Consider the following 25,601-nt stretch of genomic DNA (forward strand, 5'->3'; position numbering starts at 1 on the left):
GATCAGGTGTTGAAACGCTTGGTGTAGTAGTCAACCATCTGGCTGACCATGTCATCCGCCTGACCGTGGTCGCGCGCGTCGTTCAGCGCGGAAAGCGCGCCCTGCGACATCACGCTGGTAACACCGGCCTCGCGCGCCATTCGATCATAATACCCAAGGTCTTTTGCCGCGTTCTTGATGGCGAAGGCCAGCTGGTTTGGATCATTCTCGACACCGTAGGCTTTGACGAAATCCATCATGCCGGAATGCAGCGGCCCTGCGGCCATAACGTCATACAGCTGCTTGCGGTCAACGCCGGTGATGTCAGCCATGGCAAAGGCTTCAGCCATCGCGTTCGCGACCGTCATTCCGAAGAAGTTGTTGATCAGCTTGATCGTATGTCCCGATCCGACAGGGCCCAGGTAAAAGACGTTTTCGCCCAAATCCTTGAGTGTCGGCTCGGCCTTGTCGAAGGCAGCCTTGTTGCCGGACGTCATGATGTTGAGCTTGCCTTCCAGCGCATGCGACGGCGTCCGGCCAAGTGGCGCGTCAAGGTAGCTTCCGCCGGCTGCGGCAACCTCCTCGGCCAGGGCGCGTGTACTGCCCGGAAGCGAGGTGCCAAAGTCGATGACGATCGCCCCGGGCTTCAGTCCCGCGATCACTCCATCAGCACCGCGCATACGGCCCTCGACCTGCTCAGACGTTCCCATGCACAGCATCACGATGTCGCTGGCCTGAGCCAACTCCCGCGCGTTTTGCGCCTCGCGGGCGCCCCGGTCAATCGCGGCATCCAGATGTGTGCGATCGCGGTTTCCCAACACCGTGACCGAGTATCCCTGGTCCAACAGCCGGCTCACCATGGCTCCGCCCATGAGTCCCAGGCCGATAAACCCGATTGATGGTTTGCTCATTGGTTTCCCTTTCCGTGAATATGTCTGGTTTTCATTCTTGTGTCTGTCGCGGGCGGATTTGCAGTCTGATTGCTCATATTGCCCGGGGAATAGTCATTGGTTTTTGGATGGTTCGATACTTTGCCTTGCCGCGTCTCAGTCAGGCCGGCGCCCGCGCTCGAGCGGTTCGCGCCTTCAGCTCCTGTTCGATGCGTGATGTGACTTCGAGCGTCCGGGCTGCATCCCCGACGTCGATCAAAGGTGGGGCGCCATCGATCACGTCAAGGAAGTGATCCAGTTGCGCCTCCAGCGGTGTGCGTGTCTGGTCCGGCCTTGGAAGTTGGTCTTTTTGGGCCGCAGTGCCCCAATCCTGTCCGCGCCACAGGGTCATGGATGGAAAACTGAAGGCGCCCCTGGTTCCCGTGATCCACATCATGTCCTGGCGGGTCGTGCCGATGTTCGGATTTTCGCCGGTTCCGGCTTCAAACCCCCAAGGGCTGGGCGCGGTGTCGGCAAAGCTGATGGTACCCGTCGCGCCGTTTTCGAATGCGATCGCGACAGCGCCGCTTTCGATCCGATCCGATCCGCGGATTGACGCGCCGGGCAGGGCGACAACCTCCGAGATTTCTCCGATCACAAAGCGCAGGACATCGATATCGTGCACGAGATTGATCATCACCGGGCTGCCATCGGAAGTCCGCCAGTTCTGTTCAAAATAGCTGCCGGGTTTACGCATGGCCCACAGCAACGAGACGTTGATGACTTGTCCGATCGTACCTTGCGCGATCACCTCCTTCAGGTGCTGCAAGGTTGTGTGGTACCGCCTATGGTGGCCGACCAGGCTGCGGACATTGGCCTCGCTAACGGCCGTCTTAAGGCGCAGGGCATCATCGACCGACGCGGCAACCGGCTTTTCGATCAGCATGTGCCAACCACGGGACGCGGCCAGAATGCCATGTTCGGCATGCAGGCGGGTCGGCGTCGCGATGATGACACCATCCACTGTGTCCTGCACCTCGTCCATACTGGCAAAACGCGGCGCGTCGATCTGGATCGAGCCATCCGGATCGGCCAACCCGACCAACGTGCAGCCGGGATGCTCAATGACGGCGCGGACGTGGCGGATACCGATCAATCCGCCGCCGGCTACGAGGATCTGTTTCACATCACCGCTCCGATTTGCCAGGGAACGAATTCGTAATCACCCAAGCCCTGTGCCTCGGACTTGGTTCGCGCGCCGGAGGCGACTTGGAGCAGCCGTCGGTATATCTCCTGTCCTTTTTCTTCGACGCTGACGCCTTTGGTCAGTATGTCGCCCGCGTCCACGTCCATGTCTTCGGGCATGCGCGCCGCCAATTCGGAATTGGTGGCGATTTTCAGCGTCGGCGCCGGTTTGGACCCAAAGGCCGAACCGCGCCCCGTGGTGAAACACACAAGGTTGCACCCGGCCGCGATCTGCCCGGTCACCGAGGCAGGGTCATATCCGGGGCTGTCCATGAAGGTGAAGCCTCTGGCGGTGATGGGTTCGGCGTATTTGAATACACCGGTCAAAGGGGTGGTTCCGCCCTTCGCCGCAGCCCCCAGCGATTTCTCGAGGATGGTCGTCAGACCCCCTTGCTTGTTGCCGGGGCTGGGGTTGTTGTCCATCGAGCCGTGATTGCGGGCGGTGTAGTCCTGCCACCAATCGATCAGTCCGATCAGTTTTTCCCCAGTTGCGCGGTCACGGGCACGGCGGGTCAAAAGATGTTCGGCTCCGTAGATTTCGGGCGTCTCCGCAAGGACACCCGTGCCACCTTGAGCGACCAACAGGTCGCAGGCATGTCCGAGCGCAGGGTTCGCCGTTACACCGGACCAAGCGTCCGATCCACCACATTGCAGCGCAACCATCAGTTCAGACGCCGGGGCTTCGCTGCGGCTTGCCTCATTGGCAATCGGCAGCATCTGGTTGATCTTGCTGATCCCCATTTCCACAGTCCGGCGCAATCCGGCCACGTTCTGGATGTTCATCGTCTGAAAAGTGAGGCTTTGCTTCAACCCATAAGCGTCCAACAGCCAGTCGATCTGGTTCATCTCGCATCCCAGACCGACCATCAGAACGGCAGCGTGGTTGGGATGTTTCGCAAACCCCCACATGACCCGTTGAAGAGCTTCGAAACCGTCGCCGGAATCTGCCATTCCGCAGCCCGTTCCGTGGACAAAGGCCACTACGCCGTCGACATTCGGATACGCGGCCAGCTTGTCCGGCGTGAAGTGGTTGGCGATCATGCGGGCCGCCGTAGCAGAACAGTTCACGGTGGTCAGAACCGCAATGTAATTGCGCGTGCCGACGCGACCACTGTCCCGATGGTAGCCCATGAACGTATCGACCGAGGTGGCGGGTCTCATAGGCCTGTGATCAGTCGCAAACTCATAGTCCACGCTGGTGTGTCGGAACTCGACATTGTGCGTGTGCACATGATCGCCGGGGTGGATCGGTTGGGTGGCGTAACCAATGATCTGGGCGTATTTTCTGACCGGATCGCCGGGTGCAAGGGTCGCCGTGGCGACCTTGTGGCCCGATGGGATGCGCGCATTGGTCGTAACACCTTCGACCACACTGCCGGCCTCCAGCAGCCGAGTTGCAACCACCACGCTATCCGTTCGATCTAAACGTACAAAAGTCATAATCAGCTTTCCTGGCGGCTGCAGCTAGGCGCAGAACGGCGAGTCCGATGTCCACCGGTGAATATCTTTATGCGGCTGTCCAGACAGCCTTGCTCGCGCCGCCTCCCAATTGGATTTGCAGACACGCCAATCCCGCAGCTCGGTTTCGGGGCGCGATCTGGATCTTGCGATGAAGCTGGGGAAATGATCTCGACCGGTGGGTTGGCCTGCCGCACTGAAGCGGATGTCGAACGACCAGCGGAACCGGTCCGTTTCGTTGACCAGCGACGCATGTGGCGTCAGCGGGTGAAACAGGATGACCCCGCCCGCCTTGACGGGCAAGGGCACGGCTCGGTCTTCGTCAATGAACCCGTCGGCAATGCCTGTCTGCGTGCGCGCGCAATGCGGCAGGATGGATTGGTCCTGTGCCTTTGGCAGCACTTGCAGGCAGCCGTTCTCGATCGTTGCATCGTTGACGGCAATCCAAACCGTGACCATGTCGGTCTGGTCCGCATCCTCCAACGCAACTGCCCGGTCTTGATGCCAGTCCGTTGCGGTTATGTGCGCCCGCACCTCGTCCTTGGACAGCTTGAGGGCAGGGGGCTTCAGCCGAACGTGCTGGATCGGATTGCTGACCAACTCCGGCCCGATCAACTGCTCGACGATGTCAAGCATGGGCTGGGCCGTCAGCAAGTCGAACACTGCGGGTCCAATATGGAACGGTGTGTCAGCCATGATCCGGTCGCCGGGCAATGAGATGTCCAGCGGCTGGAAATAGTCGCAACCGGCCTGATAGGCGGACAGAAGTTTGTCCCAGAAAGTCATTCGTGAAGGTTCGTCCTTGACCAGCCCTTTTTCGTACCAACCCTCATAGAGCCGGTTCAGGACATCCGAGTATTCGGCTTGCACCCGATCAAGGACGTCACCGGGAATTACATCCTCGACCACGAGGTATCCGTCCGTCTGGAACTTGCCAATCTGATCTTGTGTCAGCATGGGTTCGACCTCACAACAACAGCGCGATGATGCCCGGCCAGATCAGAAGAACGGAAAGTGCCAGCAGCTGGATCCCGATGAATGGCAGGAAGCCGCGGAAGATATCCGTCAGGCTGATATGCGGCGGGGCGACCGATTTCAGGTAGAACGCCGCCGGGCCGAACGGGGGCGACAGGAAGCTGACCTGCATGTTCATACAGAACACGACGCCGAACCAGATCGCGACATGGCTGGGCTGCAACTGGCCGATGAGTCCGATTTCCTCGATGGGAAGGCGCAGAACGATCGGCAGAAAAACCGGGATGATCAAAAGCACGATGCCGACCCAATCCATGAACGCGCCCATGAACAGCAGGATCAGCATCATCACCAGAATGACCAGCATGGTCGGCAGGTCCTGCCCGACGATCAGGTCGGCCACGTATTGAGGTCCGCCGGCAATGGTGTAGGCACCCGCCAGCGCGGCGGCCCCGATGGTGACCCAGATGATGGTGCCTGTTGATTTCAGTGTCCGCATCAAGCTGTCCCAAACCAGCTCGAACGATCCTTCGCCCCGTAGGATGGCGATGATCAGAACGGCGAAGGCGCCCATGCCTGCAGCCTCGGTTATGCCTGTGATCCCGCCATAGATCGAGCCGAGAACGACGCCGATGACGACCAGCGGCGCGACGAGGCCTTTGCCCATTTCCCACCCGATTTTGGCACGCTCTCTGCCAAAGACGAAGAAGATCAGCAGAAGGGCTATGATCGTAATACCGGCAAACCAGGGCAGGTAGTCAGCTGTCCCCAATCGCGCTGGCTCGCCCTGGCTGGCAGCGTTCGAGCCGGAAAGCTCGAAAAACGCGGCCCGGATAAACAGAACGGTGGAAAATCCGGCGACGACGATGCTCATGAAGGCGGCAAACAGTTTGCGTTTTTCGGCCGGTTCGGGGTCGTTCGGATCCGGTTCCGGCAGCGGAGCGTGATGAGGATTCAACTGCGTGCGGATGATGATGTACAGGATGATCATCGAGGCCAGCATGAAGCCCGGAATAAAAGACGCGGTGAACAGCGACTTGATCGAGGTTTCGGTGATCAGCCCATAGATGATCAGAACGATCGAGGGCGGGATCATGGTCCCCAGCGACCCCGAGGCGCAGATGACGCCGATCGCGAGGTTCTGATCGTAGCCGAGGCGCAGCATCTGGGGCAGGGCGATCAGACCCAGCAGGACAACCTCACCACCGATGATGCCGGACATGGCTGCCATGATCACCGCCATGATCGAGGTCACGATCGCGATGCCGCCACGTGTTCTGGACAGCCAGACATTCAGCGACGAATACATGTCGCGCGCGATCCCGGATCGCTCCAGCAGCGATGCCATGAAGATGAACAATGGCACGGATATGAGCACGTAGTCCGTTAAGAGCCCATATATCTTCTGCGCCAGAATATAGAGTGGCCCAGTCCCGGGGCGTCCGGTCAGAATGCCATCGCCGAATGAAAACGGGTTCAAAAGAAGTGTCGGCTCGAACTTCAGAACAAGAACCAGAACCGCAAGCGAGGCCGAGGCCAGACCCAGGGGCATCCCGATCGCCAGAAGCACGATCAGGGCGACCATCAGGATGAGTGAGATCGTTCCAATATCCATCAGTCTTGTCCCACCGCTCGCTTGATCATTTCAATTTCGTCTTCGTCCGGTTCATCCGTGTGGATTTCCGGTTCTTTGTTCCAATCCGCGATCAGGTTCAGAACGGCCTGCATGGCGACCAGGGTGATCACGATCAGGACCATGGGCTGCAGTGTCGCCGGGATCGGCGGGTTGAAGGCCGAGCCATAAAGCTCCCATTTGTAGAGTTTGTTGACGAAGACCTGCTGATAGCTGCCGTAGACCAGAAAGAACGCGAACATCACGATCAGGATGGTCGAGATCGTGTCGAACACCCGCTGCAACCAGCGAGGAACCGCATCATACAGCAGAAAGATCCGGATATGGCTGCGTTGCTGCATGGCATAGTAGCCGGACATCAGGAACACGAAGCTGGCGAACCACAGCGTCATCTCGTTGGCCCATTCGGTCGGCTTCTCGAGGATGTAGCGCATGAAGACTTCGTACAGCATCACCACCGTCATGATGGCGATCATCATCATCGTGACCCGGCCGATGAAAAGGGCGAAGCGGTCCATCGCAGTCGTGCCCTCGTATTCCATCGCGGCCGGCTGGACGGTCTTGGTTCCGATCACCGCAAGGATCGGCAGCAGTATCAGCGCGCCGATATCGACAATGTCGACAAATCCGCCGAAAACCCCGGTCATTTCGGGCGTCACGTCGCTGCGCAGATAGATTTCCGTTACCTGGCTTTTCAGAGATTCGGACGTGTAGGGCAGCCAGTCCAACAGGAAGGCCGGCAAATGCCAAACGAGCCAACTGGCCGTCGCGACGAAGGCGAGCGGGATGAGCCACTCCAGTATTCCGCCTGAGTTTTTTTGCATCACGTAGCCCTCGTACTTATCCGTCGATCCGGTGGTGATCGATAAATTCCAGGTCCGGCTCGACGCCCAGTCCGGGGCCGGTCGGGATCGTCACGCGGCCGTTGTTGGCCTTGACTTGTTTCTGTATCTCCAGCGGAACGGTCAGCAGATCGTCGCGGAACTTGTTGTCCGTGGTGTCGAATTCCAACATCGGTTCCCACGGGTGCAGACCGCCCGGCATTGCCGGCATTGACGCGAGCAGATGCAGGTTGGTGGCCACAGCAACCGCACTTCCCCAGACGTGATTGACGACCGGGGTGAAGTGCGCGTGGCACAGCGCAAGTACCCGCAGATACTCCGAGATTCCGCCCAACGCGCACACTTCGGGCTGAGCGATATCGACACTGCGGTTTTCGAGAAGCGCGCGCCATGCCCAGCGATTGAACACAGCCTCGCCGCCGGAGATATTGACCTTCAGCCCCGCGCGCAGTTCGCGATAGCCGTCAAGATCCTCAGGGGCCACCGGCTCTTCAAACCAATAGGCGTCAAGCTCTTCCAAGGCACGGCCCACATAAAACGCGTCCGAGGTCGTGTAGGCATGATTTGCGTCGACCATGAAGGGGAAGTCGTCTCCAACCCCGCGACGCACCGCCTCGCACAGTTGCACGTCCGGTTTGGGTCCGAAACCGGTCTTCATCTTGGTGGCGATAAACCCCATGTCCCTGATCGTTGCGGCTTCGTCCTCGAACCGGGCGGCAAGGTCGGCGATCGGCTCATCCCGCAGCATCATCCCGTAGCCGTAGCAGGAAACGCTTGTCCGATGCGCGCCGCCGATGAGTTTGTGCAGCGGCAACCCGGCCACCTTGCCGGCGATGTCCCACAGGGCGATGTCCACGCCGGACAGAGCCTGTATCGGCATTCCGCCTTGCCCATGATCTCGCAGAAGGTTGTACACCTTGTGCCAGATCACGTCCTTGTCCAAAGGGTCCAGCCCCAGAACCATCGGCTGAATGACCTGTTCAACGATGGATTTGTTGGCTCTTGCTACGTTGCCGGGGCCAAAACACTCTCCCCAGCCGGTCACGCCATCGTCGGTTTGAACCTCGACCAGATGGGTTGTGCGCTTGTCATAATACTGCTGCGAATACCCTAGGACTTCGGGCATCTCGTACTGCAGTACATGGCTGGTGATCTTGGTGATTTTCATGAAATGCAGGGTCCCGGGCACATTCGGAGAGGCCGTCAGCACGGCCTTTCCGATTGTCGTTGAGTGGCCGAAGCCCGATTATTGCATTGCGCCCAGATCGCGCAGGAAGTTGATGTGGCTTTCCAACAGCGCCTTGGCCTCTGGGGTCGTAGCGAACTCGGTCCACCCGACCTGAACGGCTGCGCGGTAGGCGGCCAGATCTTCCGGCGTCCACTCATACAGCTGAACGCCTTTGGCCTTCAGGTCCTTGGCGGTCTGAGCGTTCTGCACTTCGTTGATCGTCGCATTGTGCAGCGCCAGACTGTCCATCGCGACTTCCATGATCTTTTTGTGATGTGCAGGCATCGCGTCCCAAACGTCCTTGCGGCAGGCCAGGTGGTCTGCGGGCATCGAGTGGAAGCCGGGATAGTTCGTGTGACCGGCGATTTCGTACAGACCCAGACCCACGTTGTTGGTCAGGTTCGCAGCATCCGCGCCGTCGATGATGCCGGTTTCCAGAGCCGTGAAGATTTCGTTGAAGTCCATCACGATCGGCGATGCGCCCAACTCGGCAAAGACCTTGGTGGCCAGGCCCGGGGGCGAACGGAATTTCCAGTCTTTGAAGTCATCGACCTTGGCAATCGGCTTGGTAGAGGCCAGCGATTCCGGTCCCGGGATCCACCAGCCGATGAATTCCATGTCGTAGCCGTTGTACAGGTCATTGACGGCATCTCTGCCGCCACCGTGCAGCAGCCATGCCATTTGCTGATAGGGGTTCTGGTAACCGCCCAGCAGATCGCCCGCGAACTGGAAGGCCGGGTTTTTGCCGGTCTGATAGCCGCCGCCGGTCATGTCGCAGTCGAGGATGCCTGTCGCCGCGGCATCGAAGGTTTCGACCGATTTGACCACCGAGGACGAGTAGAACATCTCGACTTCGATCTCGCCGTTCGACATTTCCTGGATGTCTTCGACGTATTTTGCCGCCATCTGCCCGGACAGCGTCTCGGGCGAGAAATGGGTTTGAATTCTCAGCTTGGTCGTTTCAGCCACCGCGAAACCGGCCGCCATCGTCGTTGCTACGGCCGCAACAGCCGCTGTCTTGACTATTTTCATATTGTCCTCCCAGACGTTGAGCAGTGCGCCGGGTAGGAGATCTTGCCGCCTCCCTTGTCGACACGCTGCTAGACGTTAAGCGGTCGAATCGAATGCAACAAGTAAAATATGAAATTTTCAAGAATTTCGAGATTCTTGCAATAAATCGAAAATATCATTAGGACACTAAGTGGCCAGACCTGAAAGGTGCAAACCGGAATGAATGAAGAAGTAGATATTTATCAGCACCTTAAAATGCGTCTGATCTCGAACGGATTCGAGCATGGTGCCAAGGTTCGGGCCGAAGAGTTGCGCAAGGACTATGGGTGCTCGGCCAGCACGGTTCGCGAAGTTCTTTTTCGTTTGTCATCGGTGGGTTTGGTGGACTTTCAGGAGCAGAAGGGCTTTCGCGTCCCGAAGCGTTCGCCGAAAAAACTGATCGAGCTGACCCACATCCGCGTTTTGCTGGAGGGAGAAGGTACCGCAATGTCGATCCGCAACGGCGGGGTGGATTGGGAAGCCAGGCTGACCGCGGCGCATCACAAGCTGAGCCATATCGAAAAGCGCATTCATGCCACCGACGACCCCAGCGAGCTGATCGAGATCTGGTTTGCCTCGGAAAAGGAATTCCACCAAACGCTGATCTCGGCCTGCGGATCGGAAACGTTGAAGCAGATGCATGGCCGCATTTACGCGCAATTCCGGCAGCAGCTGATGGTGGCGGACCGGCGGTTCGAGTTCATCTCCGAGAACATCCGGCATCACGCCGACATCCTCGAGGCCGCATTGTCCGGCGATGAGCAACTGACCAAGCAGAAGATTCATGACCACCTCAAGCGCCATCTGACAGGCAAGACGATGGGCGACTAAGCGCGGAAGTCATCCTCAAGATAAACGCGGATGATGTCTTCAAAGCTCGACTCTGCGCGGAAGCCCAGCTCAAGCGCGCGGTCGGTTTGAAAGTCGCGTGGCCAGCCGTTGACAATGCGCTCTATGTCGGGGTCGGGAACATGCTTGATCAGGTTGACCGCGTCTTGACCGGCGACAGTGCGCAGAGCTTCGATCTGTTCGGCGACCGTACAACTGATGCCGGGCATGTTCAGGGCGCGCCGGTCGTTCAGCAGCTTCGTATCGAGATCGGCCGCGTGGGTCAGAAATCTTGCCGCTGCCCGAGGGCTGGCGTGCCAGTGGCGAACGGTGTCGTGGACCGGCAGAACCGCCTCAAGCCCGTTCAGGGGCTCTCGAATGATACCCGAAAAGAAGGAGGAAGCGGCGGCATTTGCCTTGCCGGGCCGCACGCACAGCGTCGGCAGCCGCAGGGAGATGCCGTCGATGTATCCTTTTCGACTGAAGTCGGAAATCATCAACTCGGACGCAGCCTTCTGCGCCCCGTAGCTGGTCAGAGGGGCGCACAGGAATTCATCGTCGATCCTTGCGGGGAAAGGGGCGCCAAAGACGGCTATGGACGAAGCGAAGACCAGCCGCGGGCGGTAGGCGCCGCTGGTGGCGTCATGCTCGTCCTTCAATGCGTTCAACAGTGCCCAGGTCGTCATCAGGTTGACGTACCAACCAAGGCCAAAATCAGCTTCTGCCTGACCCGAGACAATCGCGGCCAGATGAAAGATCACGTCAGGGCGCTGAGCGGCCAGAAGCTTGGCCGAGTTTGGGACCGCGATGTCGCCAACGGTTTTTTCTCCCGGTGCACCCTCGGCCGGAAATGAAAGGTCGAACAATGATACACGGGCGTCCGGGCCAAAGGTCTGTTCGGCCGAAATGTGATGCGCCAGTTTCTGCCCCAGCATTCCACCGCCGCCGATGATGAGGATATGCGTCACGACATGCCATTCCGTTTTCTGAGTTCGAGGTAGAGCGCAGAATGATCCAGCTCGGCCCCATCCATTTCGTTTATCAGGTATTCGAACCGGTCGCGTACGGCTTGCGTATTGGGCAGTTCCAGGCCCAGACCGCGCGCCTCAGCCAAGGTGTTGTCCAGATCCTTCAGCTGAAACTTCGAGAGTCCGCCGGGAACGAAGTCCCGGTTGGACATGCGTTCCCCGTGCTGCTGCAGGATCACGCTGTCGGCAAACCCACCGCGAAGCGCGGCGCGCAAAGCAGCCGGGTCTGCGCCACCTTGTTCGGCCAGCAGGGTTGCCTCGGCAACGGCGGAAATCGTGACGGCAACGATTGTCTGATTGGCCAGTTTGCACAATTGTCCGGCGCCGCTGGGGCCGACATGCACGGGGCGCCCCGTGGCGGACAGGATTGGCAGGACCTCCCGCATGACCTTCTCGTCGCCGCCCACCATGATCGCCAGCGAGCCCGCCTCGGCCCCCTTGGTGCCACCGGAGACTGGGGCATCCAGATGCCGCAGGCCGAGGGTTTCGAGTTGGGCAGACTGCGCGCGGGCATGTTCAGGCTTGGCACTGGACATGTCGATCCAGACGGCACCAGGTTTCAGCTGGTCGCAGAAAGAAGGGTCTTCCAGCAGCGCGCCGGTTGCGTATCCGTCGGACAGCATGGTCACGATCACATCGGCTTGGGAAACCGCGTGGGCCGGAGTGTCCGCAACCGTGGCACCTTGGTCCGCCAACGGCCGTGCCTTTTCGGCGCTACGGTTCCAAACGGTCAGGGGAAATCCTGCCGCAAGCAGGTTTCGTGCCATCGGCGCCCCCATTAGGCCGGTGCCCAACAGGGTCACTTTGCGCTGTTCGCTCATGCTTGCTTGTCCTCCTTCGGGCCGCACCACGCATGGTTATAGCCAAACCAAAATCTCTGTCATACGCTAACGGCATCAAGTTCCTGCGCCAAAGCCTGTCGCGTTTCCAAGCAGAATTTTTTGGTGCTGCCCGGTCGCACTCGGGCCCGGGGTCCTGGTGTTTGATCGCAAGTAGTGAAAGGTAAATTTTATATATGTCAGAAAGACTTGTGGGGAAGCGCGTCCTTGTGACGGCGGCCGGACAGGGTATCGGTCGTGCCAGCGCAATTGCAATGGCGCGCGAAGGGGCGCAGGTGTTTGCGACGGATATCAACCTCGAAAACCTTTCTTCGATTCGGTCCGAGAATCTCGAAAATATCGAAATTTTCGAGATGGACGTCACCGATGACGCCAGCGTCGCTCAGGGGGCTGAGCGGGCAAATCCGGACGTGTTGTTCAACTGTGCGGGCTTCGTGCATCACGGGACCATCTTGGACGCCACCGATGAAGAGTGGGATTTTGCGATGGACCTCAACGTGCGGTCCATGATGCGCACGACGAAGGCTGTGCTGCCGGGGATGGTCGAACGGGGCGGCGGCTCGATCATCAACATGTCTTCCGCTTTGGGGTCGATCATCGGCGCGCCCAACCGCTTTGTCTATGGCGTGACCAAAGCTGCGGTTGTGGGGCTGACGAAATCGGTTGCGGTTGATTTCATCACGAAGGGCATCCGCTGCAACTGCATCTGCCCCGGAACGGTCGACAGCCCCAGTTGGCGCGATCGGGTCGAGGCTTTGGCCCAAGAGCTGGGCAGCAGGGAAGAGGCCATGGCGCAGTTCGTGGCTCGCCAGCCCATGGGCCGCGTCGCCAAGGCGGAAGAAATAGCGGCACTGGTCGTCTACCTGGCAAGCGACGAGAGTGCTTTCACCACAGGACATACGCACATAATCGATGGGGGGTGGTCAGGCCAATGACGAAGATAACAAAGGACGATCTGCGGTCGCGGAAATGGTTCATGAACTCGGACGACCTCGAGATGACCGCGCTGTATCTGGAACGGTATCTCAATTACGGCCTGACCCGTGCCGAGCTTCAATCCGGCAAGCCAATCATCGGCATTGCGCAAACGGGCAGCGATCTCAGCCCGTGCAACCGCCACCACCTGGAATTGTCCAAACGTGTGCGCGACGGGATCATCGCGGCTGGTGGCACGTGCATCGAAATTCCGGTGCACCCGATTCAGGAAACGGGTAAGCGGCCCACTGCCTCGCTGGATCGCAATCTGGCCTATCTTTCGCTGGTCGAGAGCTTGTTTGGTTACCCGATCGACGGCGTGGTGCTAAACATCGGTTGCGACAAGACCACGCCGGCGCTGTTGATGGCGGCCGCCACCGTCAATATCCCCGCAATCGCTCTGTCGGTCGGCCCGATGCTGAACGGCTGGTGGAAGGGTGAACGCGCGGGGTCGGGAACCGTGATCTGGAAGGCTCGGGAAGACCTTGCTGCCGGTGAGATCGACACTGATGAGTTCATGGAAATCGCGGCGGCTTCGGCGCCTTCGGTTGGCTATTGCAACACGATGGGAACGGCGACCACGATGAATTCCCTGGCCGAAGCCTTGGGAATGCAACTGCCCGGGTCCGCCGCGATACCGGCCCCGTACCGGGAACGCGGACAGATCAGCTATGAAACCGGAAAGCGCATCGTCGAGATGGTGTGGGAGGATCTGCGCCCAAGCGATGTCATGACGCGGGCGGCATTTGAAAATGCGATCGTCATCAACTCGGCGATAGGTGGATCGACGAACGCGCCGATCCATTTGAATGCGATCGCCCGGCATCTTGGCGTTCCACTCAACAACGATGACTGGCAAAGCCTGGGTCACGACGTACCGCTGCTGGTCAACATGCAGCCGGCCGGAAAATACCTTGGAGAAGACTACCAGCGCGCCGGCGGTGTCCCTGCCGTGGTCGGTGAGTTGATTGATGCCGGATTGCTGCCCAACCCCGATGCGCTGACGGTCAACGGCCGGTCGATGGGCGAGAACTGCGGGACACGCCGGTCGCTGAACGACGACGTGATCAATCCGGTTAGGAATCCGGTCAAGCATCAGGCCGGGTTCATCAACCTTTCGGGCAACCTGTTCGAAAGCGCGATCATGAAGACATCGGTGATCTCGTCCGCTTTCCGCGAGGCCTACCTGTCGAACCCGGATGACCCCAATGCATTCGAGGGCCGGGCGGTCGTGTTTGACGGGCCTGAAGACTTTCATCACCGCATCGATGATCCGGCAGAAAACATCGACGCAGACTGTATCCTGATCATGCGCGGCGCAGGGCCCAAAGGTTACCCGGGCGCGGCCGAGGTAGTGAACATGCGGCCGCCCTCATACCTGTTGAAACAGGGGATCGAAGCGCTGCCCTGCATCGGTGATGGGCGCCAGTCCGGCACGTCCGGAAGCCCGTCGATCCTGAACGCCTCGCCCGAGGCGGCCGAAGGCGGCGGGCTGGCGCTGGTGCGAAATGGCGACCGGTTGCGCATCGATCTGGGCAAAGGGACGGCGGATATGCTTGTTCCGCTGGAGGAGCTGCATGAACGCGCCCGCGAACTGGAAGCTGGAGGTGGCTATTCGGTCCCGCCCGACCAGTCACCCTGGCAGGAGATTTTCCGTGAGAAGGTCGATCGTCTGGATCGCGGCATGACGCTGAAGGGCGCCGACAAATACAGGGACATCGCGCGGCAATTCCTGCCGCGGGACAATCACTAAAAGGAACCGAAATGAAACTTGTTCGCTACGGAGCCGCAGGGTCGGAAAAGCCTGCGTTGGTCGACTCTGCGGGTCAATTGCGGGATTTGTCCGCCCATGTCACCGACATCACCGGTGAAACGCTGGGCGACGCCGTGCTGGACAGGCTGCGCGCAATTGATCCCGAAAGCCTGCCAATTGTTGAAGGGGATCCGCGGATCGGAGCTTGCGTGGGCAAGATCGGAAAATTTCTGTGCATCGGACTGAACTACTCGGACCATGCTGCCGAAACGGGCGCGGATATTCCCAAGCATCCGATCCTGTTCTTCAAGGCAAATTCCGCCATCGTGGGGCCCTATGATGACGTTGTGATGCCACGCGGGTCCACCCATACCGATTGGGAATGCGAGTTGGGTGTGGTGATCGGCAAAACGGCGAAATACGTCTCCAAGGCCGATGCTTTGGACTATGTCGCCGGTTATTGCATCGTCAATGACGTGTCCGAGAGGCATTTCCAGACGCAGCTGACCGGACAATGGACCAAGGGCAAGTCCTGCGACACGTTCGGTCCGACCGGTCCGTGGCTGGTAACCAGCGATGAGGTTCCCGATCCTCAGGCGCTGGGCATGTCCCTGGATGTGAACGGTCAGCGTATGCAGACCGGAAACACGGCCACCATGATCTTTACCGTTGCCGAGATCATCGAGCATCTGAGCCAGTTGTTCACCCTTCATCCCGGTGATGTGATTTCGACCGGCACACCGCCCGGGGTCGGCATGGGGATCAAGCCCGATCCGGTCTATTTGAAGAAGGGCGACGTGATGGAACTAAGGATCGACGGGCTGGGCACGCAGCGGCAGAAGGTCAGTCAGGATGACTGAGCTGTTGCAGATCGGCGGGATTACCGACCGGATGAAAGATCGGCTGTCCGCCGCATTTGATATTCGCCAGCTGGACGATTTTGATGCTGCGCGCATCACGCATGTGGTCACGAACGGACATGACGGCGTGCCGCCCGACCTGATGGCCCAACTGACAAATCTTAAGATGGTCAGCGTCTATGGGGTGGGATATGATGCAGTCGATGCAGCGGCTGCTGCAGCCCGCGGAGTTGTCGTCACGCACACCCCGAATGTGCTCAACAACGAGGTCGCAACCACCGCCGTTCTGCTGATGCTGGCCTGCTACCGAGAGCTTGTGCGCGACCATGAATACGTCCGATCGGGGCGATGGGAAACAGAAGGCAATGCCCCTTTGACCCGATCAGCCGACAATCAAAAGGTTGGAATTCTGGGGCTTGGCCGCATCGGCCAGGCGATTGCCGACAAACTGGCGCCGTGGTCGCCCGAAATCTCTTATCACACCCGCAGTCCCAAGGATGTGCCATACCGATATTTCGACAATCTGGTCGACATGGCCAAACACGTGGATGTGCTGATTTGCATAACGCCGGGCGGGCCTTCGACCAACAAGCTGGTCAACGCCGAAGTGATGCAGGCGTTGGGGGCCGGGGGCACGCTGATCAATGTCAGCCGAGGGTCCGTCGTTGACGAGGCGGCTTTGATTGAAACGCTGCAAAGCGGTGCGCTTGGCTGGGCAGGGCTGGATGTTTTCGAGGATGAACCTCGCGTTCCACAGGCGTTGCGTGAATTGCCAAACGTGGTTCTGTTGCCGCATGCGGGCAGTGCTACTGTCGAAACGCGTGCCGCCATGGGTGATCTGACGGTGGACAATCTGTTGCAACATCTCGAGGACGGATCGGTTCTGACCGCCGTGCCGGAATGCAAAGATCTGTGAATTGACCGCTTGGGCGCTCAGAACCCGTTGACCCGCTCGATCAGCCAATAGAGCGATATGCACCCGATGGCATAGCCTGTTACGGGGGTGGCCAAGTGGGTCACCCAACCGGCGTTCCGTGGCGCGATAAGGCGCCACATCGCAATCACAAGCGCGAGGACCGCGATAAAGGCAAGCTGGCCGGCCTCGACACCGATGTTGAAAGCCAGCAGCGCTGCAGGGATCTCTTGCGAGGGCAGGCCGATTTCAGCCAGAGCACCGGCAAAGCCAAGCCCATGCAGCAGGCCGAAACTGAAGCAGACGATCCACGGGTATTGCTCGGATAACCGCAGCTCGCCCTCTTTGTGCCTCAGGATTTCCAGAGCAAGGAATACGATGGACAGGGCAATGACGGCTTCGACGGGGCCAGCGGGCACGTTGAGAAACCCAAGCGTTGCCATCGCCAGCGTCAGCGAATGCGCGACTGTGAACGCGGTGATCGCACCGACCAACCGCCATGGGTTCCGCACCAGAACAAAAAGCGCAAAGACAAACAACAGGTGGTCCCAGCCGCCCAAAATGTGTTCGAACCCAAGCAGGAAGTAGCTGCCAAAAACCGACCGGATCGTAGGCTCCGCCGGAACCGTCAATTCGGCCTTATCCGGTGTAAATCTGAGCGTCACGGGTTCAGCGCTCAGCGGTCGAACGCGCAGCAAGACATCGTTCTGCTGACGCTCCAACCCGTCTATGGCCACAACATGGCCCGCGATTTCGGCCTCACATTCTGCGATCCAAGAAGACACCCAAGCCTGGTTTTCCGCTGTTGGCTCCGGGCCATTTGCCGGCGCGCAATGGTCGGGCAGAACCGCATCGATCTCCATGGGTTGTCCGTTCACGTCGGGAATACGCCAAAGGATTCTCCAGGTGCCCGGCGCCAGTTCATTCAGGTCCAGGTAGCCGGGGTCAAGCGCGTGTGCTCGGCCGAATTGCGGAACTATGCCCAGCCAGAAAGCCAGCAGAACAAAGAAGACCGTCTTCACGAGCCGCCCTCTGCGGATTCGGGTGTCTCGACACGGTACTGGGCGGCGAGGCTTTCGTATTGAGCCTGCGCCAGGTCCTGAGCCGTCGCCCTGCGCCAATCGTTCAGAACGGAGTCGTAGATCTCGGCGAGCGGCGGAAGATAACCGGGCTTTGCTTCGGTCACGCGGACAAGATGTTGCCCGTATCCCGAGTTGATCGGACCGATCCAAATCATCGGCTCGCTCCCGTCAAGCTGTGACGCAAACCCGCGACCAAAGGTTGTGTCGATTGCACCCGCGGCTGTCAGTGGCATCGACCGCGCCAGCAAGGACGAAACGCCAAGGCTGGACCAATCCGCGCCACCGTTCAGCGCCTGCAGAGTATCGTCGACGACGTCCGGGTCTGGGGCATCACCCAGATAGATCTGATCAAACGCGATCAGGGTAGGGGTCGTGAAGCGGTCTGCGTTCTGGGCCAGATGCTCTTCTAAAACAGCCTCCTCGGGGGCGACCGAGGACGCAATTGCGGTAGTCAGAAACTCCATTTTTCGGGCAAGGCGAGCCCGGATCACCTGATCACCACGGTCCAAGCCCAGCTTTCGGGCCTCGCGCACAAGAATTTCTTCGCGGGTCCAGGAATCGATCAGCGCCTGCAACTCGGCGTCGGTGGGTTGGCGTTTCCAGCTGGCCTCGAACCGTGTTCTCAAAAGCGCGATGTCGTCGCTGTCAATTGTGATCGTTTCGGCCTCTTCCGGGGGCTCGGCCTCGTCGGATACAAGATAGAACCAGCCGAAAATGGCCAGCCCGATCAGAATGAAATGGAACAGCGGTTCTTTGTAAAAGCGCATGAAAGATCTGACCTGCTGGCAATTCGATACCCGATCGTTGATCCCAACGGCCCGTCATGTCAAATCGCCGATTTCAACTTGGGTGAAGATGTTGCAGCAACGACCCCGGCCCAAGGGCGCGATCCCGCGCCCCCGGTTTCGGTCTTGGTTCATTCGCTGGCAGGCGTGTACCAGATCGGTGACGAATACGCACGTTCCTGATGGATCAACTGGGCCTCGGCCGGCAGATCGATTCCAAAACGAAGCTTGTCGTACAGCACCCAGCGCGGGGTCGGGATTTCCAGAACCCGCACGTAGTAGAATGCCCGCGCGTTGGGATCGAAGTCGGGATCCGTCCAAACGGTCACCAATTCCGATGCGCCGATCGAGTTGCTCCAGCTGGCGGTATCCAGATCGACGGTATTGCCGACTTCGGGAAGGTTGCCATTGGCATCCAGCGCACGATCGTCGGACCAGGCCACGTTGTAGACCTTTTCCTGAAGCGCGCCGTCTGCATCCAACCAGCCCTTGACGACCTGAACTCGATCTAGGTTCGCACCGACGGGGTCACGCAGCGCGCCGATCAGGAAAGTCGGTGCGCCTTCGCCCTCGGGCGGACGCAGGTCACCGCCCATCGGCACCCCTTTGGTGTATCCCACATCGGCCACCAGACGCGTCAGCAGGTCGGACTCATCGAAATCCCATCCGCCGAAGAAACGAAGCCCGATGCGAGGCCCGGTCGTGGCGTATGTCTCGCGTCGCTTGAACGCGTCGAAAATGGCCGAGCGCGTATTCTCGGACGCCCAGACTGCGGTATAGCCCGATGCGACCAGCGTATGCCCCTCAAAGGCGCCCAGATCGCTTTCGACAAACGGGTGCAGAACGCGCGTAGCCGACGGCTCAGCGCTTACGGATTTGCCGAAATAGTTGTCTTCCTCGGCCGTTGCCAGCGACGTATGGCTGTCCGTCGCGCCGCCCATCCCGAACTTGTAGGGGTTCACGCCAAATTTCTCTTCAAGCATCAGCCCGCGCTTCAGCGCCTCGCGCGCGTATTCGCCGGCCAGCATGTCATCGGTTTTCAGCTCGGAGATATCGAGGTTCCCGACATCCCAGTTTTCATAGTCGGCAAATGGGTCGTCGGGGCTGAGATAAGGATGGGCTTCGCCGTCACCCTTGATCTGGGTGACCTCGTAATGCGGTTCCCACTTGGCGCGGTTCTGTACGTATTCCTCATCCACCTTGCCGCCGTGATAGGTGTCTTCGGTCGGGAACATCCAGCCGTTCGACAGATTGCCGTTATGCGCGAAAGCAACGGCACGGCCTCCGGTCTTGGCCTGGTACTCCTCGAGCCACTCGTAAAGTGCCTTCGGATCCGTGTTCCCATAGGGCGGCTGCGTGACCGGCGGCACCATCTGCAACGCACGGATCGGGCCATCGCGCAGCATGACGTTTCGATGCAGGTTGAATCCCTTGGGCACCGAGGTCCATTCGAAACCGATGAACGCTGTGAAATTGCCCGGGTCGTTGTGCCGTTCTGCGGCCATCACGATATGTTCCCAGGTAAACGCAAAGGCGTCCGCTCCGGGGCTGTATGATTCAAGCAGGTCTTCCGGAAGGGTCATCTGCGAGAAATTGGAAATGATGTCGAACGCCGCTTTGGCAGCTTCGTCTCCGCCCGCAGAGTATCCTTCGTACCATTCCAGACCCTTGGGATGTGCCAAGACCCCCGGCTTTCCGGCCTGCAGGTCCGGGGCAAACCCCATCAGGTCGGTATGATCCGTAAGAACCATCCAATCCAGTGGGCGCGCAAGCCGAACCGGCTGTCCGGTCGACGAGATGACCTGTTGGCCTTTCGCAAATCGCCAGGCGTCATCCGGCAGCAGCGTGTTCCCGAACGTTCCGGCGTCCAGTGACAACCCTGTGTGCAGGTGCGTGTCCCCCCAAAGAGGGCGCTCCGGGAATGTCCGGTTGGCATAGGGCGAGAACGGACGCTCGGCAAAGGTACCCTCTGCGGCTTCTTTGGTCGGCACAGCGTCGGCGAGAACGCCTGCCGGGCCGAGTGTCAGCAGCATTGAACAGACGTAGAGTCGCAGCATGAGAACCTCCCAATTCAACAGCTTCGAATTCAAAGAAACGGTTTTATGTCATAACATTCTGATATGACGATAGCATGCGAGTGGGGCCGACTGTCAATTCTGCCGGGTTCAGGAAGCCAGAAAAGCCTTGCACTCACGGAAGGGCGGGAGCCTTGGCTGCCGGTCTTTAAAAGTACAATCCGAAGATTGCCGTGACTAAGGTGCGTCCGAGATTATGCGCGGTTTGGCCAGGCGGCTTTCCAGAAGATCTCCCGTCTCTTCGGCGATCGGGTAGGCGACAAAGGCCAGCGCCGCGTTGATTTGCTTCAATAGGCGCAGTGTCTCCTGGTGGATATTGGTTGTCTCGATACTGGCCGGACCCCGACTTTGCAGGCGCTTCAGGTGGCGCTCCTGCAGGTATTGTTCTTCGATCCGGATGCGATCCTTTTCGGCCACCAATTGGCGGGCCGCCTCAGCGTCGCCGGTGGTCAGAATGCTCAGAGCCAACTGGCCGTTCGTTGTGATCTGATCGTGGAATTGTTCAATGTCGGTCAGACCTTCCTTGGAAAATGTGATGCCCTCGTCAGCCATTTTCTTCGCCAGGGCCACAAGGTTGACCGCGATCCGGTCGGCGGCCTCTTCAAGGTTGTTGGCCATCGACACCAGCTCGAGTGTCTTTTTCTCCTGCTGAGGTGTCAGATCGCCTTCCCGCAGGCGCGAGACGTAGATTTTGATATCAAAATGCATGCGGTCGACATCGTTTTCCCGCAATTCGATGGTGCGGGCAAGTTCGGGGTCCCAGTTCCGGAACAGGTGAATGGTCGGCACCAGCATCGCCTGAACCGTTTCAGCCATGCGCAGCAGTTCGCGCTGTGCGCAGGCCAGCGCCAGAGGCACGTGGTCCAGTGCGCTGGGGTCCAATGCCGTCACGTTGTCGGCGGTGATGCTGGAGTGGCGGGGAACGAACGTGTCGGCCAACCGGATCAGCAGGTTGGTGAACGGCAGCGCAACGACCAGAAGGGCGACATTCATCGCAATGTGCAGCATCACCACCTGTTGACCGGGCGCTGTGCCGAACGCGGATATGTTCAGTACGCCGGTCAGCAGTAGGGCCAGCGCCACCAAAGTGACACAGGCCCGAGCCACCAGGTTGGCAAGGACGATCAACTTGGCCGGGCGCTCCTGCGACCAGAGCAGGGCGAATGAGATCACGGCGCCACCGAGATTGGCACCGATGACCAGTGCGGCGGCCACCGTGCCACCAACCAGTGCTGACGCCGCGAATGTGGCAAAGGTCAGCACCGCGGCAAGGCTGGAATGCATGAGCCACGCCAGAATTGCGCCGACCACATAGGCGCTGATCAAGTCACTTTGAAAATATGCGGCAATGCTTTGAACGATTGGGCTGGCCCCGATTGGCACTGTGGCTTCGCGGATCATTCCAAGCGACAACAGCACCAGGGCAAAACCGATGGTGATGCGCCCGATTTGTTTCGTCCGCCGTCGACCGGCTTTCAAAAACACCACGACGCCGACCAGCAATGCGAATGGCATCACCGCCTGGACGGGCAGGGTCAGCACCTTTGCCATCAGGGCGGATCCCACCTCTGCCCCCAGCAGCAGCGCAAGGGCCGAGGGTGGGGCCAGCATGCCCGATACCGCGAATCCGGCTCCGATCAATGCAACTGCAGTCGAGCTTTGCATAAGCATCGCTGCCATACCGCCACCCAATGCAGCGGAGATTCGGTTTTCAGACAGGATTTTCAGGCCGCGTTTCAACTCGGGCAGGAACGCTCGTTCCACTCCGGTCCGGATCAACCGGACAGACCACAAAAGCAGGGCGACGCCGGCCGCCAGATGGGTGGCCAGCACGATCATGCGTTCAATACCTTGTTTGCGCTGCGCCGTTGCATGGCCAACATTTTGCCTTCCACAATGGGGTGAGTCCGACGATTTTCATCACCAGTTTGAGGGTAATGCAACAAAATATTTGCAAAAATGAGGTAAACGCCACAAAAGTTGATTATCGTCTAGCCGGGTCAATGCGATGTCAAAGGTCAAAACACGTCAGAAACACAGCAAGAAAGGGCGGGATCGGCTGAAAAAGTCCGATCGTCGCCAACGTATCCTGCTTGAGCTCAAGCTGCGCCCGCATGTGCGCATCAGTGATCTGGCCCGCAGTTTCGACGTGTCCACCGAGACCGTCCGCAGGGATTTTGACGCGCTGGCCGAAGACGGCCTGATTGCGCGTGCGCACGGTGGCGCGTCGGCGCCGGTGCAAGGGCATTATCTCAGCCTGGACGAGCGCAATGCGGCCCGGGTTGCCGAACGCGAGCGGATAGGAAGCGCCGCCGCTGGCCTTGTGCGTGAAGGTGAGACGGTCATGATCGACTCGGGCTCGACAACCGCTCAGCTGGCGCGCTCATTGGCATTTCGCGACATACGGTGCACGGTCATCACGAATTCGATTCCGGTGGCCGTGACACTGGGCGGCAGCGCGGCCGAGGTGATTGTTTGCCCCGGTGCTTATCTTGCCGCCGAGGCTGCCGTCGTCGGCTATGAAACGCTGGAGTTTCTGGGCCGGTTCAACGTCGATCGCTGCATGATCGGCGCGTCGGGATTGTCCGAGGATGGTCCCAGCGAGCCGATCGGTGATATCGCCGCCGTCAAACGCGCGATGCTGGGCCGTTCTGCGGAACGTCATCTTCTGCTGGATGCCCAGAAGTTCAATCAGAAGCAGTTGCACAAAGTGTGTGAACTGTCGGATTTGGACACGTTGATCGTCGACACGGTCCCGCCAAGCCAGTTGGCCGTGGCGCTGGGCGTGGCAGATGTCGAACTGTTGATCGCCGATCCTGCGCCCGAGCAGGCTTTGGCCTGAACCGTTGAGGTCCAGCCCGGGCCGGGACCGGCAGCGCAGAGGGCTACGGGGCGCGACTGCGGTCTAGAACCTTGGCGCTGCCTTATCCCTAAGAAGCTTAGTCCGGCCGGGATCATCCCGACCGGATTGCGTGGGTATCAGGCCTCTTGCAGTAGCCGTTCGCTTATGTCCCACAGCTTTTCAGCCGATGCGTCATCGCAGGCATGTGCGTTGACCCCGAAGTATCGGGCCGTCGGGCTGTTGGGGTCGGTCGGGGCAGCAATGTCAGCGTCCTCGCAATAGACCCCGGGTTTGCCAGCCAGCTTTGGCGAAGTCGCCGCCCAAACCGTTGTTGACGCGCCCTGTTCGGGCGTCTTGAAACCCTCCTTGGCCAATTTGGACGGTTCGCCATCCTCGTTCAGCCAACCCAGTGCGATCATCTCTTCCTTCGGCAGGTGCCGTTGCAGAGGAGTGAAGATCCCACCGGGATGTACCGAAAACGCCGACCCGCCGGTCTCTGCCAAACGGCGCGACAGGGCGTTGGCAAACAACGCATTTGCGGTCTTTGCTTGGCCATAGGCCTGCCATTTGTCGTAGTCCGTCTTTTCGAACTGGATATCATCCCAATGCACGTCGCAAATCTTGTGTGCGGTCGAGGAAAGAGCAACGACCCGCGCGCCCGGCGTTTGCTCCAAAAGCGGCAGCAGCAACTTGGTCAGGGCAAAGTGGCCCATATGGCAGATACCGAATTGGGATTCCCAACCGGGTCCAACACGGGCCTCGGGGCACGCCATGATCCCGGCGTTGTTGATCAGCAGATCCAGGTTTTGCAGGTCGCTGGATACCGTCTCGGCAAACCGTCGGACTGATCCCAGATCCGCCAGGTCCATCGGTGCGGTTCTGACGTTGCCACCCACGCTCGCCAGGCTCTCTTGCGCTTTGGCTTCCGACCGTACGGGAACGATCACCGCGGCCCCCTTGTCGGCAAGGGCGCGGACGGTTTCGAGGCCAATGCCGCTGTAGCCACCGGTTACGATTGCGGTCTTTCCGGTCAGGTCAATATCGGCCAGCACTTCGGCCGCCGTGCTTTTAGCGTGAAATCCGGAATTTGTAGGAACTTGGTCGGAGACTGCCATCAGGTATCCTTGCGATTTCGGGGTCAACATCGCCCGGTTGCATCATGGATGAACCTAACCTGTCCGCCTCGGGTGGAACACAGATCTTCCTCCTCAACTCTTGCCTGATTCTCCGAATCCCAAGAGCAAAGCGTGCAGCTCAGGTTACGTGATCACGTGTCAGTTCTCGGGGCGGAACGCCAAATTTCTTGGCGAACTCTCGGCTGAATTGGGCCGGGCTTTCATACCCAACCGCGTGTGCAACACTCGATACAGGCGTTCCCGTCTGCTGAAGCAGTTGGAAGGCCTCGGTCAGGCGCAGGTCTTTCTGGAACTGCAGCGGGCTGTTGGCCGTGACCCGTTTGAATGCGTCATAGAAGACCGACGCGCTCATGCCCGAGATCGCAGCGAGGTCCGAGGCTTTGATCGTCGAGCGGTACTCTTTGCGGATGTACGCGATTGCCTTGGCAACCTGGTTGGCCTTGCTGTCCGCGCGGATGATACGGCGCAGCGCGCGCCCTTTGTCGCTGCGCAGAACCCGGAAATAAACCTCGCGGACGGCGGCGGCCCCCAGCGTTTGCTCTGCGATCGGATCTCGGCGCAAACGGAAAAGACGTGCAAATGAATCAATGACTTCCGCGTCGGCCTGACCGCTTTCCAAGGCCGGACCCGCATCGTCCAGCGAGGTGCCGCCCATGTCGGTGTAGACGCCCCGCAATACGCGCATGTCGATGCCGAGATACAGGGCGATGTAGGGGTTTTCGGGCGACGCATCTACAAGGCCCGAGACCATCGGCAGGGCGCTTCCCACGACAATGACGTCCCCAGCGTCATAGCGGACATGCTCGGTTCCGTACTGCACCGACTTGCTGCCCTGAAGCACCAGCCCGATCATGGGCTCAACGACCGAGCATGACGGTCGTTTGGATTGGCGCGTCTGCGCCAATACCATGTCCCGCACACCACAGGGCCAGAAGCCGTCATCCAGCTGGGCCTCGGTAATCAGTGCCTTGGCGTCGTCAAGGAGTCTCTGCAGTTCCAATGGGATCTCTCCGGCCAGTCTGCAAAGACTACAACCTGCATTTTTCCGCACAAGAGTTTCGGTCTGACATTCGGAGGATCAGGCAAGTCCGCCGGAGAAACAGCTGATTGATTTTCCAGAGTCGTGCGGTTGACCGTCGCTGACGTGATTGGGGCCAACTGATCTGACCGGTCTAAGCACAAAGGTAACAGTGTTCGCAGCCTGAT

At 59.5% G+C, this 25,601-nt stretch carries 21 protein-coding genes and 1 pseudogene; 6 read left to right on the forward strand and 16 right to left on the reverse strand.

Features of this window, described 5'->3' with window-relative positions; all coding sequences use genetic code 11:
• Nucleotides 1-2: 2 nt before the first annotated feature.
• The 8 genes and pseudogenes from ACR0MM_RS00455 to ACR0MM_RS00490 form a co-directional block, all read right to left on the reverse strand.
• Nucleotides 3-911 (reverse strand): annotated as a pseudogene (locus ACR0MM_RS00455) (NAD(P)-dependent oxidoreductase); the annotation flags it as partial.
• Between the two features lie 118 nt (nt 912-1,029).
• Nucleotides 1,030-2,034 (reverse strand): Gfo/Idh/MocA family protein, encoded by a 1,005-nt coding sequence (locus ACR0MM_RS00460; protein ID WP_480693811.1) that lies wholly within the window; start codon nt 2,032-2,034, stop codon nt 1,030-1,032.
• Nucleotides 2,031-3,533 carry a UxaA family hydrolase gene (locus ACR0MM_RS00465; RefSeq protein WP_480693813.1) on the reverse strand — a complete coding sequence of 501 codons (1,503 nt, stop codon included), beginning with the start codon at nt 3,531-3,533 and terminating at the stop codon, nt 2,031-2,033. The genes ACR0MM_RS00460 and ACR0MM_RS00465 overlap by 4 nt, the downstream gene beginning before the upstream one ends.
• Before the next feature lie 24 nt (nt 3,534-3,557).
• Nucleotides 3,558-4,508: a phytanoyl-CoA dioxygenase family protein gene (locus ACR0MM_RS00470; protein ID WP_480693815.1), complete on the reverse strand. Its 951-nt coding sequence runs from the start codon at nt 4,506-4,508 to the stop codon at nt 3,558-3,560.
• A 10-nt stretch (nt 4,509-4,518) separates the two neighbouring features.
• Nucleotides 4,519-6,141, reverse strand: a complete 1,623-nt coding sequence (locus ACR0MM_RS00475) for a TRAP transporter large permease (protein ID WP_480693817.1) — start codon at nt 6,139-6,141, stop codon at nt 4,519-4,521.
• The gene (locus tag ACR0MM_RS00480; RefSeq protein ID WP_174819626.1) at nt 6,141-6,983 is read right to left on the reverse strand and encodes a TRAP transporter small permease subunit; all 843 of its coding nucleotides are present in this window, start codon (nt 6,981-6,983) and stop codon (nt 6,141-6,143) included. Before ACR0MM_RS00480 ends, ACR0MM_RS00475 begins: the two co-directional genes overlap by 1 nt.
• Before the next feature lie 16 nt (nt 6,984-6,999).
• Nucleotides 7,000-8,169, reverse strand: a complete 1,170-nt coding sequence (locus ACR0MM_RS00485; protein ID WP_480693819.1) for a mandelate racemase/muconate lactonizing enzyme family protein — start codon at nt 8,167-8,169, stop codon at nt 7,000-7,002.
• Between the two features lie 78 nt (nt 8,170-8,247).
• Nucleotides 8,248-9,261, reverse strand: a complete 1,014-nt coding sequence (locus ACR0MM_RS00490) for a TRAP transporter substrate-binding protein (protein ID WP_170357472.1) — start codon at nt 9,259-9,261, stop codon at nt 8,248-8,250.
• A gap of 198 nt (nt 9,262-9,459) precedes the next feature.
• Here ACR0MM_RS00490 and ACR0MM_RS00495 point away from each other — a divergent pair, with 198 nt between their 5' ends.
• Entirely contained in the window at nt 9,460-10,110 is a 651-nt protein-coding gene (locus ACR0MM_RS00495; RefSeq protein ID WP_170357473.1) for a GntR family transcriptional regulator, read from the forward strand.
• On the opposite strand, the gene denD is transcribed toward ACR0MM_RS00495, so the two are convergent.
• Both denD and ACR0MM_RS00505 read right to left on the reverse strand, forming a co-directional pair.
• The gene (gene denD / locus ACR0MM_RS00500; RefSeq protein ID WP_480693821.1) at nt 10,107-11,075 is read right to left on the reverse strand and encodes a D-erythronate dehydrogenase; all 969 of its coding nucleotides are present in this window, start codon (nt 11,073-11,075) and stop codon (nt 10,107-10,109) included. The two genes, ACR0MM_RS00495 and denD, sit on opposite strands and share 4 nt — an antisense overlap.
• Complete coding sequence (locus tag ACR0MM_RS00505) at nt 11,072-11,956, reverse strand: NAD(P)-dependent oxidoreductase (RefSeq protein ID WP_480693823.1); 885 nt, start codon at nt 11,954-11,956, stop codon at nt 11,072-11,074. Before ACR0MM_RS00505 ends, denD begins: the two co-directional genes overlap by 4 nt.
• A 194-nt stretch (nt 11,957-12,150) precedes the next feature.
• Here ACR0MM_RS00505 and ACR0MM_RS00510 point away from each other — a divergent pair, with 194 nt between their 5' ends.
• Genes ACR0MM_RS00510 through ACR0MM_RS00525 form a run of 4 tightly spaced genes read left to right on the forward strand, consistent with a single transcriptional unit; the run spans nt 12,151 to nt 16,478 of the window.
• Entirely contained in the window at nt 12,151-12,909 is a 759-nt protein-coding gene (locus ACR0MM_RS00510) for an SDR family oxidoreductase (RefSeq protein ID WP_170366877.1), read from the forward strand.
• On the forward strand, nt 12,906-14,702 hold the full coding sequence (locus tag ACR0MM_RS00515) for an IlvD/Edd family dehydratase (RefSeq protein WP_480693825.1): 1,797 nt from the start codon (nt 12,906-12,908) through the stop codon (nt 14,700-14,702). The genes ACR0MM_RS00510 and ACR0MM_RS00515 overlap by 4 nt, the downstream gene beginning before the upstream one ends.
• 11 nt (nt 14,703-14,713) lie before the next feature.
• Complete coding sequence (locus ACR0MM_RS00520; RefSeq protein ID WP_170538284.1) at nt 14,714-15,562, forward strand: fumarylacetoacetate hydrolase family protein; 849 nt, start codon at nt 14,714-14,716, stop codon at nt 15,560-15,562.
• The gene (locus ACR0MM_RS00525) at nt 15,555-16,478 is read left to right on the forward strand and encodes a 2-hydroxyacid dehydrogenase (protein WP_480693827.1); all 924 of its coding nucleotides are present in this window, start codon (nt 15,555-15,557) and stop codon (nt 16,476-16,478) included. The genes ACR0MM_RS00520 and ACR0MM_RS00525 overlap by 8 nt, the downstream gene beginning before the upstream one ends.
• A 17-nt stretch (nt 16,479-16,495) precedes the next feature.
• Here ACR0MM_RS00525 and ACR0MM_RS00530 read toward each other — a convergent pair whose 3' ends face one another.
• The 4 genes from ACR0MM_RS00530 to ACR0MM_RS00545 form a co-directional block, all read right to left on the reverse strand.
• Nucleotides 16,496-17,497 (reverse strand): HupE/UreJ family protein, encoded by a 1,002-nt coding sequence (locus ACR0MM_RS00530; RefSeq protein ID WP_480693829.1) that lies wholly within the window; start codon nt 17,495-17,497, stop codon nt 16,496-16,498.
• Nucleotides 17,494-18,324, reverse strand: coding sequence for a peptidyl-prolyl cis-trans isomerase (locus ACR0MM_RS00535; protein WP_170389682.1), 831 nt, complete (start codon nt 18,322-18,324; stop codon nt 17,494-17,496). Before ACR0MM_RS00535 ends, ACR0MM_RS00530 begins: the two co-directional genes overlap by 4 nt.
• A gap of 149 nt (nt 18,325-18,473) precedes the next feature.
• Nucleotides 18,474-20,399 (reverse strand): DUF3604 domain-containing protein, encoded by a 1,926-nt coding sequence (locus ACR0MM_RS00540; RefSeq protein ID WP_244952398.1) that lies wholly within the window; start codon nt 20,397-20,399, stop codon nt 18,474-18,476.
• 195 nt (nt 20,400-20,594) lie between these two features.
• Nucleotides 20,595-22,256 carry a Na/Pi cotransporter family protein gene (locus ACR0MM_RS00545; protein WP_480693831.1) on the reverse strand — a complete coding sequence of 554 codons (1,662 nt, stop codon included), beginning with the start codon at nt 22,254-22,256 and terminating at the stop codon, nt 20,595-20,597.
• A gap of 169 nt (nt 22,257-22,425) precedes the next feature.
• Here ACR0MM_RS00545 and ACR0MM_RS00550 point away from each other — a divergent pair, with 169 nt between their 5' ends.
• The gene (locus ACR0MM_RS00550) at nt 22,426-23,259 is read left to right on the forward strand and encodes a DeoR/GlpR family DNA-binding transcription regulator (RefSeq protein ID WP_480693833.1); all 834 of its coding nucleotides are present in this window, start codon (nt 22,426-22,428) and stop codon (nt 23,257-23,259) included.
• Nucleotides 23,260-23,396: 137 nt separating this feature from the next.
• Here ACR0MM_RS00550 and ACR0MM_RS00555 read toward each other — a convergent pair whose 3' ends face one another.
• Nucleotides 23,397-24,374: an oxidoreductase gene (locus tag ACR0MM_RS00555; RefSeq protein WP_480693835.1), complete on the reverse strand. Its 978-nt coding sequence runs from the start codon at nt 24,372-24,374 to the stop codon at nt 23,397-23,399.
• 139 nt (nt 24,375-24,513) lie between these two features.
• Entirely contained in the window at nt 24,514-25,395 is an 882-nt protein-coding gene (locus tag ACR0MM_RS00560; RefSeq protein WP_480693837.1) for an AraC family transcriptional regulator, read from the reverse strand.
• Nucleotides 25,396-25,601 lie beyond the last annotated feature (206 nt).

This window comes from Ruegeria sp. BC6 (assembly GCF_056539185.1).

What these genes read in the sequence shown, in the direction of transcription:
- ACR0MM_RS00465 (WP_480693813.1), bottom strand. Translation starts at nt 3,533, where the DNA reads ATGACTTTTGTACGTTTAGATCGAACGGATAGCGTGGTGGTTGCAACT.
- ACR0MM_RS00470 (WP_480693815.1), bottom strand. Translation starts at nt 4,508, where the DNA reads ATGCTGACACAAGATCAGATTGGCAAGTTCCAGACGGACGGATACCTC.
- ACR0MM_RS00475 (WP_480693817.1), bottom strand. Translation starts at nt 6,141, where the DNA reads ATGGATATTGGAACGATCTCACTCATCCTGATGGTCGCCCTGATCGTG.
- ACR0MM_RS00480 (WP_174819626.1), bottom strand. Translation starts at nt 6,983, where the DNA reads ATGCAAAAAAACTCAGGCGGAATACTGGAGTGGCTCATCCCGCTCGCC.
- ACR0MM_RS00485 (WP_480693819.1), bottom strand. Translation starts at nt 8,169, where the DNA reads ATGAAAATCACCAAGATCACCAGCCATGTACTGCAGTACGAGATGCCC.
- ACR0MM_RS00490 (WP_170357472.1), bottom strand. Translation starts at nt 9,261, where the DNA reads ATGAAAATAGTCAAGACAGCGGCTGTTGCGGCCGTAGCAACGACGATG.
- ACR0MM_RS00495 (WP_170357473.1), top strand. Translation starts at nt 9,460, where the DNA reads ATGAATGAAGAAGTAGATATTTATCAGCACCTTAAAATGCGTCTGATC.
- ACR0MM_RS00505 (WP_480693823.1), bottom strand. Translation starts at nt 11,956, where the DNA reads ATGAGCGAACAGCGCAAAGTGACCCTGTTGGGCACCGGCCTAATGGGG.
- ACR0MM_RS00510 (WP_170366877.1), top strand. Translation starts at nt 12,151, where the DNA reads ATGTCAGAAAGACTTGTGGGGAAGCGCGTCCTTGTGACGGCGGCCGGA.
- ACR0MM_RS00515 (WP_480693825.1), top strand. Translation starts at nt 12,906, where the DNA reads ATGACGAAGATAACAAAGGACGATCTGCGGTCGCGGAAATGGTTCATG.
- ACR0MM_RS00520 (WP_170538284.1), top strand. Translation starts at nt 14,714, where the DNA reads ATGAAACTTGTTCGCTACGGAGCCGCAGGGTCGGAAAAGCCTGCGTTG.
- ACR0MM_RS00525 (WP_480693827.1), top strand. Translation starts at nt 15,555, where the DNA reads ATGACTGAGCTGTTGCAGATCGGCGGGATTACCGACCGGATGAAAGAT.
- ACR0MM_RS00535 (WP_170389682.1), bottom strand. Translation starts at nt 18,324, where the DNA reads ATGCGCTTTTACAAAGAACCGCTGTTCCATTTCATTCTGATCGGGCTG.
- ACR0MM_RS00540 (WP_244952398.1), bottom strand. Translation starts at nt 20,399, where the DNA reads ATGCTGCGACTCTACGTCTGTTCAATGCTGCTGACACTCGGCCCGGCA.
- ACR0MM_RS00545 (WP_480693831.1), bottom strand. Translation starts at nt 22,256, where the DNA reads ATGATCGTGCTGGCCACCCATCTGGCGGCCGGCGTCGCCCTGCTTTTG.
- ACR0MM_RS00550 (WP_480693833.1), top strand. Translation starts at nt 22,426, where the DNA reads ATGTCAAAGGTCAAAACACGTCAGAAACACAGCAAGAAAGGGCGGGAT.
- ACR0MM_RS00555 (WP_480693835.1), bottom strand. Translation starts at nt 24,374, where the DNA reads ATGGCAGTCTCCGACCAAGTTCCTACAAATTCCGGATTTCACGCTAAA.